The organism is Cohnella soli, assembly GCF_042655525.1.
Lineage (GTDB): Bacteria > Bacillota > Bacilli > Paenibacillales > Paenibacillaceae > Cohnella > Cohnella soli.
On the sequence record NZ_JBHSMI010000026.1, the window covers coordinates 14,409 to 30,490 of the forward strand.

The following is a 16,082-nucleotide window of genomic DNA, read 5'->3' on the forward strand; positions in this document are numbered from 1 at the left end:
AGAGAGCAAGAGCAATTATGCACTAGATTACGATTTTATGCGGAAGGACCAATGTCACCCGGGTTTCCTCCCCGACAACGCTATGGATCGAGAGACCGTAGTTTTCTCCAAAATGGAGCAAGATTCGCTTCTGGACGTTCAATAAGCCGATGCCGAACTGTGGAACTTCCCCTGATAACGGGTCACCGTTTGCAAGATAAGCCTGTAGATCGGCAAGCTCGCCGCTCGATATGCCTCTGCCCCGATCTTCGATCTCGAGAACGAGCTTGTCCCCCTCTTCTCTGCCCTCCAATGTAATGGTGCCGATGACTTGATTGGCTTCCATGCCATGGACGATCGCGTTCTCGACGATGGGTTGAAGCGTGAAACGCAGCACATTGACGCCCAGCAGCGTTTCCGGCAAGCGATATTCCATGACGATATGCTCGCCGTAGCGAATATTCATCACTTTAATATAGTTGTTTAAATATTGGATTTCCTCCCTCAAAGTCCACACGAGCGAGGGATTGTTATAGATCGGCTTTAGCAAGTTGGATAGAAAAGTGATGCTGTCGGCGACGTTTTTCGCTTGAGCTGCAATCGCCATCCACTTGATCGTATTTAAAGTGTTGTATAAGAAATGCGGCTGCAATTGAGATTGCAGCAAACTGATTTCAATTTGCCGCTTCTCCTGCTCCGCCGTTTTGTTCCTCTCTACCAGTTCGTAGATGCTTTGCGACATCCGGTTAAATCCCCGGGTCAGCATGCCGATTTCATTATCGACATTTTCCAAAGTGATGCCTAACCGACCTTTTTCCACCTCGCCCATCCCCTTGGTCAGACGCTTAAGAGGCATCGTGATTTTGCGAATGAAATAAAAGGATAAAATCAAGGCGATAACGATATTGCCGATGACAATCCACATCATCTTGCTCCGCAGCGACCATATGTCCCTGACCAAATCGCTGATTTGCACATACCGGACTATTGTCCAATCCGCGTCCGCCATATGGTAGTAGATAATTTGTTTATTTTGTTCGGTAAAGCTGCCATACTCGCTGTCGCCCCGTTCTAATAATTGAGGAGACGCCGTCGTTCCGATCGCCGATTTATTGGAGCTGGACACGATTTTGCCGCTTCCATCATATAAATAGGTCTCGTCTTCGCTGAATTTGGACAAGTTGCCGTACATATTTTCCAAGAGACTTTCATTGACGCTAATCACGAACGCATTCCATCTTTTGCTGTAGATCGTACTGAACCCGCGGACAACTGATATCATCGGTTCGTTGATCGGCTTGTAGCTCAAGTCGCGAAGCAGCCGCTGCGACACCTCGGGCCTCACCCATAGGATGTCGCCCAGCGTTCGACCGGCGTTTCCATACGTAGCGGCGATTTCCTGCCAATGCTTCTGATTCTCGTCGCTCACCACAGTCGGTTCGTCATCGCGCAATCCGATGATCGAGCCGTCGGACGAGAAAAAATAAATCGACGAAATAAAGTCGTAATTTTTGAGCAAGAGCGATAATTGATTCAGCAGGCCGTTGATCTGGATGACATCGTCTGCGTCGTAATTCGCCCCGTCCTTCTCCTTGTTCATATAGTTTTCGATTTCCGGATTGAGCAGCAGCAGCTTCGATACTTTGTCCATCTCGGCGCGAAACCCTTGAATACGTTGTTCGGTCTGCTGGAATAGTCTTAACGTCGAGTCCTCGCTGCGCGTTTTCAAAATGTCCAGCACGCCGTAGTAGATCAGAATCGAGCTTAATACAAGGACGATGATGCTCATGATCATGAACGAAAGCACAAGCTGGGCGCGAATACTTTGCCACAACCTGCGAATGACGGCCCGACTATTGCCCCTCATCGTTCGGCTCCCCTTCCGCATCCCGCTGCATCGTCCATTCTCTGCGATATTCTTTCGGCCCCATTCCTGTCAGCTTCTTGAACGCCCGGCTGAAATAGCTCTGATTGGCGAATCCGGTCTGTTCCGCAATCTCATAAGTTTTGCTGAAGGTACCGAGCAGCAGCTCTTTCGCCCTGTCAATCCGATATTGCAGCAAATAATCGGCGTAATTAATGCCCGTTTCCTTCTTAAACAAGCTGCTCAAGTAATTCGGGCTGACTTGAACAATTTCCGCCAACTCCGCCAGCGTAAGCTCTCTTTTATAGTTGTCCTCAATGTAACGAATGACATCGGATACTTCTTTGCTTATCGTTGTTTTATTGGACAAGAAATCGCCGATCGTTTGAAGGTAAGTACGAAAAACGTCCGCTAGCTCCTGCAGAGTCCGCGCCCCGGCAACACGATCGCTATAATCCGACACGATCTCCGGCATATTCGATTTGGTCAATCTTACGCTTTGTGCAACCATTAGCACCCAGATCTTGAATGTTCGCTTGACATCAGCCGCATTTACCGAATTATCTTGGGTCAAAAAAGAACTCATCGTTCGCTCGAGCGTTTTTTTCGCGGAATCACTCGTTTGCCAATCCCGCACAAGCCGAAGAAAATCGTTGCAGATCTGTTCCGGTATACGCATATGCTGTTGTCCGCCTACATAAGTGTTTGAGCCGACGCCAAGAAAAAATCGATCCTCCAATTTGGCCAAACACTCGCTATACTGCTCTTTCATCGAATGGTAACCGGCCTGCGGACGATTGATAACGAAGGAAACGGAAATGTTAAAATACATGTTCATGACGCTACGAATGTGCTCGACGATCGTATTCACTATATCGGCAATTGCATGTTCGCTGCTGTCTTCGTCGAATCCGAATACAAGTAAATAGCGGCTATCCGCATCGGCGAACGCCTCTCCGCAGCCGTAATTCGCCAACACTTCGCTTATCACGTTCAAGAGCGACATCCGGACGAGTTGCCCTTTCTGATCTTTAAACCGCTTACATAGCAGGTCGAACCTGTCGATTTCCATGAGCGTCACAACTAGCCGATGCGGGCGCAGCCGCATGTCCAGTTTTGCCGCTTTAGCTGTAAATTCAGCTTCGCTATATCGTGTGCCAAGCAAGTATTCCTTCATGAGATTGTCTTTCAGGATATGGTTGTCCACATCGGTCCGGGCATGCGCGGATTTGTGCAACCGATCTAGCCGTTCCCTGATTTTGTCCAATATCGTCCCCATCTCTTCCGTCGTCATTTCCAGCTTCAATATATAGTCCTGCACATTGTGGGCCAACGCCTTGCGTACCGTCTCGAAATCTTCCACGCAAGTCAGAATGACAATCTGCGCATCCCGATTTATTTCGCGTATTTTGGCAATCAACTCCATGCCGTCCATGATCGGCATCTTAATGTCCGTAATAACCAGCTCCGGCATTTCCCGTCGATAGATTTCCAACGCTTCTTGACCGTTCGCGACATCCGCGATCACGGACATCTGATATTTGCTCCAATCGATCGAATGTTTGAGCCCCATTCTCACGAGCATTTCGTCTTCGGCAATCAATACTCGATCATACCCTGTCTCCCCTCGATGATGTTCGGAAGTATCAACCCTAATATAACAACAAAACGCCACGTTTTCCTAATGGTTCTGAATTATTTCCGGGTAAAACTGACTAAATTCAATTTCTCTCCCGGCGTGCAATGGCTATAGTGGGGGTAGTCTTGTAAACAATGACAGGCGGTGCGGGAAAATGAAATGGGGAATGAGCACTTACAGCTTAAGCAGGGCGATTATTGCGCGGGAAATGACCGTGCCGGACGTGATCGAATGGACGAAGGAAGTCGGCGGCGAACATGTCGAAATCGTACCGATCGGCTACGACCTGACGCAGCAACCGGAGCTTATTCCGGCAATACGCCATAAAGCCGAGCAAGTCGGGATCGACATCTCGAATTACACGGTAGCGGCCAACTTCATATGCGAGGATGAGGTTGCATATGGCCAAGAGATCGAGCGGGTTAAACGGGAAGTCGATATCGCGGTTGCGCTGGGCGTGAAGCTGTTCCGTCACGATGTCGCATCGAGACCGCCGGAACAAACGTCGATCGTTTATTTCCAAAACGATTTGCCGAAGCTTGCTGATGCTTGCAAACAAATTGCCGATTATGCCGCTGATTTCGGAATCACGACAAGCGTAGAAAACCACGGGTTTTACATGCAGGCCAGCGAACGGGTGGCAAGCCTGATCGCCGCGGTCGGACGGCCGAATTTCAAGACGACGCTGGACATCGGCAACTTCATGTGCGTCGACGAAAGTCCGGTCAGAGGCGTAAGAAATAATGTCGGCCTGGCCTCGATGGTTCATCTGAAAGATTTCTACCTGCGTTCCAAGCACCTTAATCCCGGAAATGGATGGTTTCAGTCGGCCGGCGGGGATTACCTGCGGGGCGCGATCGTCGGACAGGGCGATATCGACATGCGGGAAGTGCTGCGCATCATTAAAGCTTCCGGTTACGACGGGTATATCTCAATCGAGTTCGAAGGATTGGAAGAGTGCCGATTCGGGGCCCAAACGGGTCTCGAGAATGCGAAGCGAATGTGGGAAGAAATTTAACCAGATTGACAAATCATGGTGATTCATGCACAATGGAGTAAATAATTGTCGGGGAAGCACCTCACAAAGATAAACACAAGATGTGTTTCTTTGCTGAGGTGCTCTTTATTTTTTCTAATAGGAGGAAGACTGTCATGAGCGGGAAAAAGAAAACGTACGAAGAGGTTATCAAGGAGTCGCCCGTTACTTACGAGTCGTACGCCAACATGGTCGACGACGGCAACCGCTACGAGATTTCCGACGGCATATTGGAACTGATGAGCCCCTCTCCTACGTTTACGCATCAGATGCTTTGTCACAAAATGCTATTCCGTTTAGAAACCAGTTGCGGAAACGAGTTCATCATTGTCCCGTCGCCGATCGATGTCATCTTGTCCAATACGGAAGTTCGGCAGCCGGATATCGTCATGATTCATCGCAGCAGAATGTCGATTATCAGCAATAGAGGAATTAACGGTTCTCCCGATCTTGTCGTGGAAATTACATCCGAGCATTCGCGCAGGCGGGACAAGGTCAAGAAGCGCACCGTTTATGCCAACTACGGCGTTCCTGAATACTGGATTATTGACCCTTCCAACTTTACTTTGGAGCAATACACTCTAGACGGAGAGCGCTACGAACTGATCGAGGTTTACGCCGAAGACGACACGATCAATTCAATGACGGTTCCTTGCGCCTCGTTCAGCATGAACGAAATTGTGCAAAGTCTGCCTGTGCGACCGGACATGCTTGAGTGATGCGGCAGTGCCGTGTAAATTCCAATCAGCAAAGAAACCGCGGCCTATGGCCGCGGGGATAAACGCTATCGGGTTCATCCTCAGCTTGACAAGACAGCGTGTGATTTGGATCCGCGAATTCTAACGGTTGCCAACGCCGTTAAATCGCAGATTTTTGGCCATTTGTGGTTCTAACGGTTGATCTAGCGGCTATTCCAATGTTTTGATGCGATACGAGGAAATCTGCACCATATAACGTCGCTCATAACCGTTAGAAATTCAATGGCACCGTTTTTGACTGGTTAACGGCTGTGGCAACCGTTAGATTTGGTGCAATAAAGGGCGCTATGGCCGCGGCTGTATCTTCCTGCCTATAAATATTTATACCTCGATCGGTTCTTCGTAAAATCGGGGAACGCAACCGGCTTGCCGTTCGCCGCCACAGACTGGACCGACAGCGGGAATACGCAGCTGATCGCGACGGAATCGTAGACGTCAACCGCCGGACGGCGTCCTTCCTGAACGGCCGATGCGAATTCCTCCATCACGAAATAGTCTCCGCCGAACCCGGCCTCTTCCGCTTTGGCCCGGTCTTTCTTCCAGGACGGATGCTCGTACTCGGAGGCCAAATCCCAGATCGATTGCCATTGCACTGTCCCCTGATACGACCTGTCAGGCGAGTGACTATCCAGCCATACGAGGGGATCTTCCCCATCGCGCCGAGCCGATAGGAACGCGCCTTTCGTCCCTTGCAATCCGAAGTGCGCGTAATTGAACGGGCGGGCGGAGGCGAAATCGTTCCGCAAATAAATAACGGCTCCCTGCTTCGTCCGAATCAAGGTCAAGCATGAGTCGCCTTGCTTCCAATATTCCGGAGCCGATCCGGGATGCTCGGCACCGAACATTTCGGCAAAATAACCGCACTGGGACGAAGGCTTCGATACGATCGTCGTCATGTAGTCGAACTCGTCTCCACGATGTATGCCCAGCCACTGGGATACCGGACCGAGCGAGTGGGTCGGGTAGTTGTTGCCGTTATAGTCTCTCAGCATTTCGCCACGCCACGTCAAGCCGCCTCCCTCATTATGGGAAAACGCTCGTAAATCATGTATATAGCCGCACTCGGCGTGGGTGATCTCTCCGAACGCGCCTTGATCCGCCATGTTCTTGACCATCATGTTCAAGCGGAAATAATTGAAGTTCTCGGCCATCATGTAGATCATGCCTGTCTGCTCCGCCGTCTCGACGAGCTGCCAGCAGTCCTCGATCGTGTGAGCGGCGGCAACTTCGCTTAGCACATGCTTACCTGCTTTCATCGCTTGCACGGCCTGCCCGGCATGCAGCATCATTGGCGTTGCCAAGAGTACAGCATCGATTGAAGAATCGTCCAGCAACGCCTCGAAGCTCGTATACGTCTTAATTCCGGGATGATTCGTCCGCCAATTGTTCAAGACGGCTTCATTCAGATCGCATACCGCTTCCAGCCGGACTTTATCAGGCATCATTGATACGGACTTGCTGTAACAGCTGCCTCGAACTCCGCCCACGACGGCCAATCGTACCGGTCCATTTGCTCCCATTGCTGCATTCTCTCCTTAGGCGTATGCGCCAACATGTTCAAAACTACATTTTTACTATAGTCTTGAACGGGTTAGGAGAGGTATTGAAATAAGTAAGGCATATCCTGAAAATAGTCAGGTTATTGTGGCAGCGCCTTAGAACGATTCCGATATTCCGTAGGCGTCATGCCTGAGTGATGCTTGAAAAATTTCGCGAAATAATCGGGCTCGATGCCGACCCGCTCGGCAATCTCGTTCACGCTCATCCCCGTCGAAGAAAGGAAAATGCACGCATGCTCAAACCTTAACTTCGTGATGTATTGGATCGGAGGATAACCAACCATCGTTTTGAACACCTGGATGAAATAGTGCGGATGAAAATGGACAAGCCCGGCCAGCCTCTCCACCGACAGCTTCTCCGACAAATGGCTCTCGATATGCCGTAGCACAACGTTAATCGCTTCCAGCGGAGAATTCCCAGTATCGGTAAACTTGCAAAGCGGACTGTTCTCAATGTAGGTGCATAGCAACTGGAGCAGAATCGTTTTACAACGCAAGGCTGAAGTCAAATTGTGACCCGACGCGTAATGAAGAAGTTCGCGGAACTGCTTCTCCATCGCCGGGCGGTCTTTCGCATCGATCACGGTGGACAGCCTGATTAAATCGAACAGCCGAGTTTCCCCGAGCGAAGCCGTAAAATGACAATAATACTTGGCGAAACGTTCGTCGTTCGAGGAAGTCGTGATCTTCGTTCCTTCAGGCAGCAACACAAGCTGGCCTGCCGAAGGGCGAAGTTCTTCCTCATCGACGCGAATTGTGCAACTGCCGTCTGTAATATAGTAGAGGAGATTATATTCGTAGTTTACATTCGAATAAGACCAGTTCGTACCGACATGCTGGTAAGAAACCGTAAATATGGACGTTTGGATGTTGGCCAGATAGTTTCCGAAGTTTTCCCGCATTTGAGTCATCGTAATTCCTGCTCCCCCATCCCTGCACCCTACATAGAACTACTGCAAATCAACAAATACCGTTGAGATGAAAAGCTCTTGATCGTTTATCAAAAAGGCAATCTCGATATAATATGAAACGCAAGTATCCGGAAAAACACCGGAAATCAGACCATTATCCTGTATGTCGCAGTCAATTGTCTCCCAGCTTTGCTTCATAAAGGAATGCTCGCCATAACCGAATTTATCAAACTTCGAATACGCCATCGGCTCACAGATGTAATAGCCGGTAGCTCCCGTAATCCGCACGTCTTTGCCGCATTCAACCGAAAAGCCGAACTTTCTACCGTTAGGCTGAACCGTTATTTTGGGAAACTGAACACCACCGTTAATCTGGGCGTCTGCAAACGCATAGATTTCCTCCGGCTTCCAGCCGTGCTCATGGCTGTGGTACATCAGGTCTTTAATACTTAGACGCGTATTGGCATGGTTTAATGCGGTTTCCTCGTAGGAAAGGGAATTGGGCTGGATGGAAAAAGCGCTGTCATCATTCCACGCAAGCCACAGCACGGGAAGCTTCACCTTGTCGAAATTTCTCTCCGCGGACCAGTTCATCTTAACCTCGGGTCTGGAGAAAATCTGATTCAAATCGCTTAATCCCTCTCCGAGAAAACCGCTGCTGTACACGGGCACCGCAAAAGCAAATCTCTGATCGTACCCGATCAACAGCGAACAGATGACGCCGCCCCACGATATTCCCGTTACCCCGATCTTCTCGCTGTCTATGGATGGATGGTTTCGCAAAATATTGCCTGCCAGGATCGCGCTTGACAGAGCATGGTACATCCACTGGTTTTCCATGGGCTGGTCGGAGGTACTCATTCCGTCGTTCGAAGGCGAGGGCGTAAATCCTTCTTCAGCGAAAACGCCAGTAAGCTCATGCACCCATTCGTTCTCTTCCGAGACCTCGCGGCTGCCGGCATTCTTCTTGCCCGGCATATATCCGGTAGTATCCATTGCAATCGCAGCATAGCCGCGATCATTCCACATTTTAACCCAACAAGCAAAGGCATGTCCGCCGCCACCGTGTATTAACACGACGGCAGGAAGCTTTTCTCCCGTTTTCACCTTTGGAACGCCTAAATAAGCAAAGACTTTTGTCCGCATGTTGTTATACGGTACACTTTCGTATGTAATGGCTTCAATTCCGCTGAATTCGCCATCGGGATGATAACCCTCTATCGATTTCACCGTTGGCGCAGTTCCTTTTAACTTTTCAAAACTTGATAAGAGATTATCCACTATTGGCATGCTCACAGCTCCCGCTACGTTTTGTTTATTTGAACTATACCACCTCATAGGTAATCGTCAACAATTTTAAACTGCGTTAAGCAGAAAATTCGGCAGCCGCTTGCATTGACAATTTATTACGGTTAAATGATAATGAAATCAATCATTTCGGGGAAGCACCCCGACAAAGAAAAACACACGTCGTGTTTCTTTGTCGGGGTGCTGTTTTATTAATAGGAAAGAGAGGCAACTGCATGAGTATGAAAAAGAAAACATACGAAGAAGTCATCAAGGAGTCGCCCGTTACTTACGAGTTGTATGCGAATATGGTCGACGACGGCAACCGCTACGAGATTTCGGACGGCGTATTGGAGCTGATGAGTCCGTCTCCGACGCCTACGCATCAATCGGTCAGTCAGGAACTGCTCTTTACGCTCAACGCCAGTTGTCGAAACGAATTTATCATCTATTCCGCGCCAATCGACGTCATTTTGTCCGATACGGAAGTTCGGCAACCGGATCTGGTTATGATCCATCGCAGCAGAATGTCGATCATCAGTAACAGAGGCATTAACGGCGCTCCCGATCTTGTCGTCGAGGTTACATCCGAACACTCGCGCAGGCGGGACAAGGTGATGAAGCGCATTGTCTATGCGAAGTACGGCGTACAGGAATACTGGATCGTTGATCTTTCCAACTTTACTTTGGAACAATATGTGTTGGATGGAAACCGCTACGAGCTGACCGAGATGTACGCCGAAGACGATACGATCAGCTCGAAGACGGCCACCTGCGCCTCGTTCACGATGAACGAGATTGTGCAGAGCTTGCCCGTGCATCCGGACGTTTAAGTGATCGCTGTTCATGGCATGCGAGACGCCGTGCTGTCAGTGAATTCCGAGCTCCTTCCATGTTTACTAGGATCGCGGAAATGAGCCGCCGACTTTAATTGGACATCAACAATCGTAAAATAAGGGTCAGTGCCTCCGCGCGAGTAGTGGCAGCGTCAGGATTAAACTTGTTATTTGTTTGCCCTTGCACCAAACCTTGTTCCTTGGCAGCTGCGACTGCAGCTCTTCCCCATTCCGGAATATCCCCGTCATCTGCAAAATCTGTTGAATCGATGTTTTCCAGTTTTAGTTTCAAGGCTCTAGCAGCCATGACAACCATTTCTGTACGGGAAATGACAGCGTTCGGCCGTAGGGTATTATCCGAATACCCGGCCACAATTCCTGCTTGTACCGCTTGAAGAAGCGCTTCCTTACCCCAACTGCCTATCGTATCCAAATCCGTGAAAAGTGTCGTTGTTTCAGGTACATCGAGCTTCAGCGCTTTAAGCAGCATGACGACGAACTCCGCACGGGTCACCGCACGATCAGGCTTAAACGTTCCGTCAGGATAACCCTTGACGATTCCCAGAGCAACGGCTTGTTTGATTCCCGTTTCCGCCCAATGCTTTGCGGTGTCCTGGAACATCGCTTGCTCATCCGTTGTTTCCGAGAAAACCGCATATTGGCCAGGCTTGTTCGCTGCCACTGAAATTTGATCTCCTTCAACCTGACCTCCCAGCTTCACCCAAACATGCTTTAGACTATCGTAATAATATACCGCTGCAGTTCGATCAGCTGTCGCCCTTTGCGGGTCAATTTTGAAGGTAATGATAAATGGCTGCTTAATATTGCCGGTCTTGCTTGCTGTAATTTCAAAGATAGAGCTTACCAACTGAGCCGAATTGTTATTAAGAGCTTCCGGGTGCGATACTTGAGCCACACTCCACAGCATGTCGCTACTCGTCGTACCGGCCGGAATAACGATGAAGATGGAATCATTCAGACTTACTTTTCCTTCCTTTCCTGAAGGAAGCTGCAGCTTTCCATCAGCAGACGCGTAGGTCTCTGCCTGTACTGGCCCCCCAGGCACAGTTACATTCGTTGATTCAAGAATAATTTTCACAGTGACCGTGGCGATATTCGAGTAATTTTTCCCATCAAATGCACGGTACGTAAAGGTATCGGTTCCTGTAACTCCGGAATTCGGCGTATACTTGAATGCTCCCGTCGCTTGATCCGTAATGAGAGCTACCCCTTTTGTGCCTTGCGACACTATGCTGTACGTCAGCGGATCAAGATCTGAATCAGTTGCAAACAATGCTCCATTCACAGACGTATTCAAGAGCGTAGTCAAGCTGACATTCGTCGCCGATGGCGCTTGATTCATCAATGAATGACGAGTGACCTTCAATTGCTGGAAGCCTAAAACCTGGTTAGCGGCATTTACGACATATACTCCCACATACATCCCCTCATGTGCTACAGGAATAACCGTCCCCGATGTGTAATCATCGATAATTCCTGCTCCCGTCGGAACGGGCTCATCCGTATAGGGGCTGGCAATTCTGCTGGAAGAAAGTTGCAGAACGAGATGGTTTCCAGCGCCTGCAACCGCACTGACGCTAGTCGTTCCGGACGCATCAGCCGGGACCAATGAAGCGCCGCCCGGAATACCCGGGACTGCTGGAATAACGTTAATCGTAACAGTCGCTATGTCCGAATAATTCTTGCCGTCAAAAACGCGGTATGTCAAAGTATCTACACCCGACGCTCCAGCATCCGGGATATACGTAAAGGCTCCCGACACTGGATTCGTAATGAAGGCTACCCCTTTCGTGCCATGCGACACAATACTGTACGTCAGCGCATCAAGATCCGAATCCGCTGCAGACAGCATGCCGCTCACAGCTGTCTTCGTGTGCGTGGCAAGGCTTATGTCACTAGCCACAGGCGCATGATTCACAGTATTGTCAAGAGCATACAACTTTCCCTCTCCCGGTGCGAATACTCCGCTCAATATGCCTGTATTGCTATCGTAATTAGTGATTTCCTCTGCACCCGAATTCTTTGAAACCTCGTTTACCGACGTCGGCAATGAAGTTATTTTAAATGACGTTGCAAGCGAATTTTGCGTATCCCGATTAACGACCATGACATAGCTGCGATCTTGTTTATCCTTGAATGAACTGATGATAAGCGGAGCAGATGCATCTTGCGGCTGCCAGAAAAAGCTTGCGGGAAGCGGCTGCGTCCCCGATGGAAGCGTTCCGGTATGATAGACAGCCTCCGACTTCAGCTTGCTGAGCGTTGTTCCAATATTAAGCACTTCCGCATTTAATTGCTGTGCCCAGTAATACGATTGGTTCGGCGTTCCGTCCGGCAAGATCAAGCCATCGTTAAAGCCTGCTGCTGTTTTCGTTTCATAAGAGGAATAAACAATCCCCTTCACACCGTAAGCAAGATTCGTATACAGTTGATAGGTTAGTTCCGATTGGCTTGGCGCTTTCGTCACGCCATTCCATCCTGCAGATTGAATTTGCGACCATAACGGAACATCTCTGCGTACCGCTTCAGCTCTGAACAGCTCCAGATTGGTATAGTAATTCTGATCCAGGCTGCCATCCATACGGAATGGGTTCTGATCAAACGAGAGAATACTCGGATTCGTCTCCGCCCAAGCTTGTACGTAACCCTCGTAAATTTGCGTTTCACCGTTAATTGTATAGAAATAGTCCCCGTAAACTGGAACGCCGTTATTTGTGGCAGTGCCATTGGGATTTAATTGATAATTCACCCACATAAGACCTTCATACTCTCCCGTGACGGTCATTTCCACATAATAGTTCGTATTTTCATGGACATGAGCATTATTGAAGGTAAATGTTGGGAAGCTGGTGTTCGGTCGGTCATTAATCCTGGCCGAATCAATCTTAACCAGCTTTGCCGGCGAATCCCATAGCGTTAAAATTGGAGTGCTCCATGGATTCGTACTCACGCCCGCACTCAATGTTACCGTATTGATTTCGGTTTGACCCTTTTTTGTATGAATCATTTGACCAATTGGGGTAGCAGGCGTAATAAATCCGCCGTTACTGCCAAAGCTATAATTCCCAACCCCTGCTAAATTAACATAGGTCAAGTGACTTGGGTCGTTCAGCTTCAAACGCGTATCGGCAGCAATCAAGCTTGAATACAAATGACTGTTCGGATGTTGATACAGATTATAGCCGAGCAGTGCCGAATTGACTTTGAAATGGTTCGTCCATGCGTCCAGCTCATCGTCTGAAGGCCGATCGCTGCCGGCAAAGTTCTCAGCGTCAATCATCATTTTCAATCCATTGGCTTCCGCTAATTCCAGCGCACTGTCGGTGTCTGCAATCACACCGTTCTTATTCGAATCGATGATGAAGTTCGCATTCATAGCGCTTATTTCCGTATACTTGGCCGATGTCGCTTGCTCAGGTTCAGGGCCATTCGCAACTCCAATCGGAAACTTATTCTGCAGATGATAGTCATAGGAAGACAAGATATGCTCCTTCTTCAGATGCAGCAATGTAAAGCCGACTATCTTATTGCTGGCATCCACCTCGTAGACGCCGGCGTACATTCCCGCTGCGACTCCGGCAAGATCGGCACCGGACACATACGGGTTAATAACCTCAGCTCCCATAGGTACAGGATCTCCAGCGAAAGGTGCAGCAATGGGATTAGGTGACAGCCTGACGGCTAGATGGTTGCCGCTGCCTACATCTGACAACAGCCTCGTAGTCCCCACTGTTGTACCCGCTGCAACCTTAGCCGTCCCGGTTAAAGAGGATGAGATCGTAATGGATACCGTTGCGATATTCGAGTCGGACTGGCCATCATTTACTTTATACGTAAACGTATCGGTTCCGCTAAAGCCATCATTCGGAACATAAGTAAAGCTTCCCGTCCGGCTGTCGGTGATTGTCACTGCACCATTTGCAGCTTCATCCTCTATGCTATATATGATCGCATCCTGATCCGGGTCGATCGCATTCAACGTGCCGGATATAGATGTTCTCGTGGAGCCCTCTATTATCAGGCTGCGAGCGATCGGCAATTCGTTAAGATTGCTGATTAAGCTTGTTTTATACAATCTGCCTTCCCCAGGAGCAAATTGTGCGGACAACTCTCCGGTATCCGGATCATAGTTGGTGCTTGTTTCATTGCCTGTTTCCTTGGAGATCTCGAGCACAGATTCCGGCTTGGAAGGCAACTTAAAGCTCAGTCTGCGCGCCTGTTCTGTATCCCGATTAACAACCATCACATACTTATTGCCATTCTCGTCGTGAAACGAACCTATAACCGCAGGCAGGGTTGTATCGGTCACCTGCCAGAAGAAATCATTCGGAAGTGCTGTTGTCTCGCGAGGCAAATCCCCGGTATGATAGACGTCCTCCGATGTCAGACGATTCAAGGTGGGACCCAGATGCAGAACTTCTTTATTTAGGTTTTGCGCATAATAGTAAGTATCGTTCTTGCTTCCATCCGGCAATATAAGCGAACCGTAGAAACCTTCATATATAGGCGTCCAATAGGTGAAATACATAATCCCTTTGGCTCCATAAGCCAGATTCGTATACACATTGTACCTCATGTCGTTCTCCGATGGCTCGCGCAGCCAAGGCAAGCCTACCGATTGCAGGAATGTCCAGAAATCTTTGGAGATTGTTTTCGCCTGCCGTCGCACAACTTCCAGATTATAATAATAGGATTCCAGAAATCCGTTGTTCACCAAGAAGGGATAGCTGTCATATACGAGGTGCTCCGGATTGGTATAGCCCCATCGATAGACATAATCTTCATAGGTGTAGGCTTCGATATTCTGGTTTATCGTAAACCAGAAGTCGGCATTGATCGCCTGGCCATTAATATAAGCGTTCCCGCCGTTGTACCATTTCTTATTCGTCCCCGAACGGACCACTTGTCCGATTTTGTCATCGCCTTGTCCATTATGCGTAAGCTCCATATAATAACGCCTATGCGGCTCTACCGCAGCATTAAGCGTAAATACAGGCCAATCGTTCGCCGCGGCCTCCAATGTACTGCGGGCAATGGCGATGTTCTTGTTCGGAGAATCCCATAAGGTGACCGTCAGATTTTCGCCGGCCTGCCAGCTTCCTTTATTAACGAACCATTGCACGGTTTTCACCGTTGTCTGATCTGCACTCGTCGTGAATGTCTGTCCTAAGGGAGTCTCGGAACTGACGTATTCTCCTGTCGCATCATTCGAGAGATTAAGCGTGCTTCCAGCTTCACTCGGAAACAAATTGACAAAGGAAGGCCGTGCGGGATCCAACTCCTTCAACGTTTTCACCGTATCGTCAACAAGAGTCAACATATTAGCGGGAGGTTCATCTTTCAACGTATAACCCATTACGGCAGGATTATCCTTATAATGGTCAACGACATCTGCCAATCCGGATTCAGAAGGCTTGTCGCCATGCTCATACACAGGGCTAACATAGGATATGTTAAACCACATATCTTTGCCCGCTAATGCTGTACCATTATCATATGCCTGACCGCCGGCATACGCATCGGAATGGCTTGTTGTAAGCGCCACCCCCGAATTCCCATTGCTAGTCAATTCCAAATAATAGGACGTATTGGTTTGAACCGCGACGCCAAGCGCGAAGTCCGGATGCTCGGAAGGAGAATTGAATGTTTTCATGGCTAGAAGTTGGGTTTTCGAAGGGCTCTTGTATAATCTCAATGTTAGTGTTGCATTCTGCGGCCAATTGGCTTTATCCGCATTGAGCTCAACGATATTAATAGACCAATTGCTGCCTGTCTCAGGCGTTGTGAACGTCTGTCCCCATGAATGTGTTCGGGTTACAACAGCCGTATCTCCACCTTCGTTCTGTGAAATGACCGGATGATTCACAACGAAGTGTTCATCTGTAACAAGCATTTTCAGCCCATTGGCTGCAGCGAAACCGAGTGCCCTGTCATTGACATCGAACGTATAATGGGAATTGCCGCCTATAATGAAATTAACATTCATATCGGCTATATCTTCGTAAGTGCCCTGGTTCACATCTTCAGGTGGCGGCGGTATGTAAATCCCGATCGGAAATGCATTCCTATCCGGTTGACCAGGCTCATTCGCCGCAGCAAAACCGGCAGGGATCAACGAACACATTATCATCGCGCTAACCATGACCGGCAATAATCTTTTGACTAGCTTAGCCATTAAGAATCTACCACCCT

Annotated in this window: 9 protein-coding genes; 3 read left to right on the forward strand and 6 right to left on the reverse strand. The window is 49.0% G+C overall.

The genetic code is table 11. From position 1 onward, the window contains the following. Window positions 1-22 precede the first annotated feature (22 nt). Both ACFPOF_RS16185 and ACFPOF_RS16190 read right to left on the reverse strand, forming a co-directional pair. Window positions 23-1,846: a cache domain-containing sensor histidine kinase gene (locus tag ACFPOF_RS16185; RefSeq protein WP_378134452.1), complete on the reverse strand. Its 1,824-nt coding sequence runs from the start codon at window positions 1,844-1,846 to the stop codon at window positions 23-25. Beyond that, window positions 1,833-3,518 (reverse strand): response regulator transcription factor, encoded by a 1,686-nt coding sequence (locus ACFPOF_RS16190; RefSeq protein ID WP_378134454.1) that lies wholly within the window; start codon window positions 3,516-3,518, stop codon window positions 1,833-1,835. Before ACFPOF_RS16190 ends, ACFPOF_RS16185 begins: the two co-directional genes overlap by 14 nt. A gap of 118 nt (window positions 3,519-3,636) precedes the next feature. Here ACFPOF_RS16190 and ACFPOF_RS16195 point away from each other — a divergent pair, with 118 nt between their 5' ends. Next, window positions 3,637-4,500: a sugar phosphate isomerase/epimerase family protein gene (locus tag ACFPOF_RS16195; protein WP_378134456.1), complete on the forward strand. Its 864-nt coding sequence runs from the start codon at window positions 3,637-3,639 to the stop codon at window positions 4,498-4,500. Window positions 4,501-4,634: 134 nt separating this feature from the next. Beyond that, window positions 4,635-5,237 carry a Uma2 family endonuclease gene (locus tag ACFPOF_RS16200; RefSeq protein ID WP_378134458.1) on the forward strand — a complete coding sequence of 201 codons (603 nt, stop codon included), beginning with the start codon at window positions 4,635-4,637 and terminating at the stop codon, window positions 5,235-5,237. Window positions 5,238-5,587: 350 nt separating this feature from the next. On the opposite strand, the gene ACFPOF_RS16205 is transcribed toward ACFPOF_RS16200, so the two are convergent. The 3 genes from ACFPOF_RS16205 to ACFPOF_RS16215 all read right to left on the reverse strand — a co-directional run bounded on the left by ACFPOF_RS16205 (window position 5,588) and on the right by ACFPOF_RS16215 (window position 9,084). Beyond that, window positions 5,588-6,796, reverse strand: a complete 1,209-nt coding sequence (locus ACFPOF_RS16205) for a Gfo/Idh/MocA family protein (protein WP_378134460.1) — start codon at window positions 6,794-6,796, stop codon at window positions 5,588-5,590. Window positions 6,797-6,915: 119 nt separating this feature from the next. Continuing rightward, the gene (locus ACFPOF_RS16210; protein ID WP_378134462.1) at window positions 6,916-7,746 is read right to left on the reverse strand and encodes an AraC family transcriptional regulator; all 831 of its coding nucleotides are present in this window, start codon (window positions 7,744-7,746) and stop codon (window positions 6,916-6,918) included. Window positions 7,747-7,785: 39 nt separating this feature from the next. Next, entirely contained in the window at window positions 7,786-9,084 is a 1,299-nt protein-coding gene (locus ACFPOF_RS16215; RefSeq protein ID WP_378134464.1) for an alpha/beta hydrolase family protein, read from the reverse strand. Window positions 9,085-9,269: 185 nt separating this feature from the next. On the opposite strand from ACFPOF_RS16215, the gene ACFPOF_RS16220 reads away from it, so the two are divergent. Beyond that, complete coding sequence (locus ACFPOF_RS16220; protein WP_378134466.1) at window positions 9,270-9,866, forward strand: Uma2 family endonuclease; 597 nt, start codon at window positions 9,270-9,272, stop codon at window positions 9,864-9,866. Between the two features lie 94 nt (window positions 9,867-9,960). Here ACFPOF_RS16220 and ACFPOF_RS16225 read toward each other — a convergent pair whose 3' ends face one another. Next, window positions 9,961-16,065: an Ig-like domain-containing protein gene (locus tag ACFPOF_RS16225; protein ID WP_378134468.1), complete on the reverse strand. Its 6,105-nt coding sequence runs from the start codon at window positions 16,063-16,065 to the stop codon at window positions 9,961-9,963. Between the last annotated feature and the right edge of the window lie 17 nt (window positions 16,066-16,082).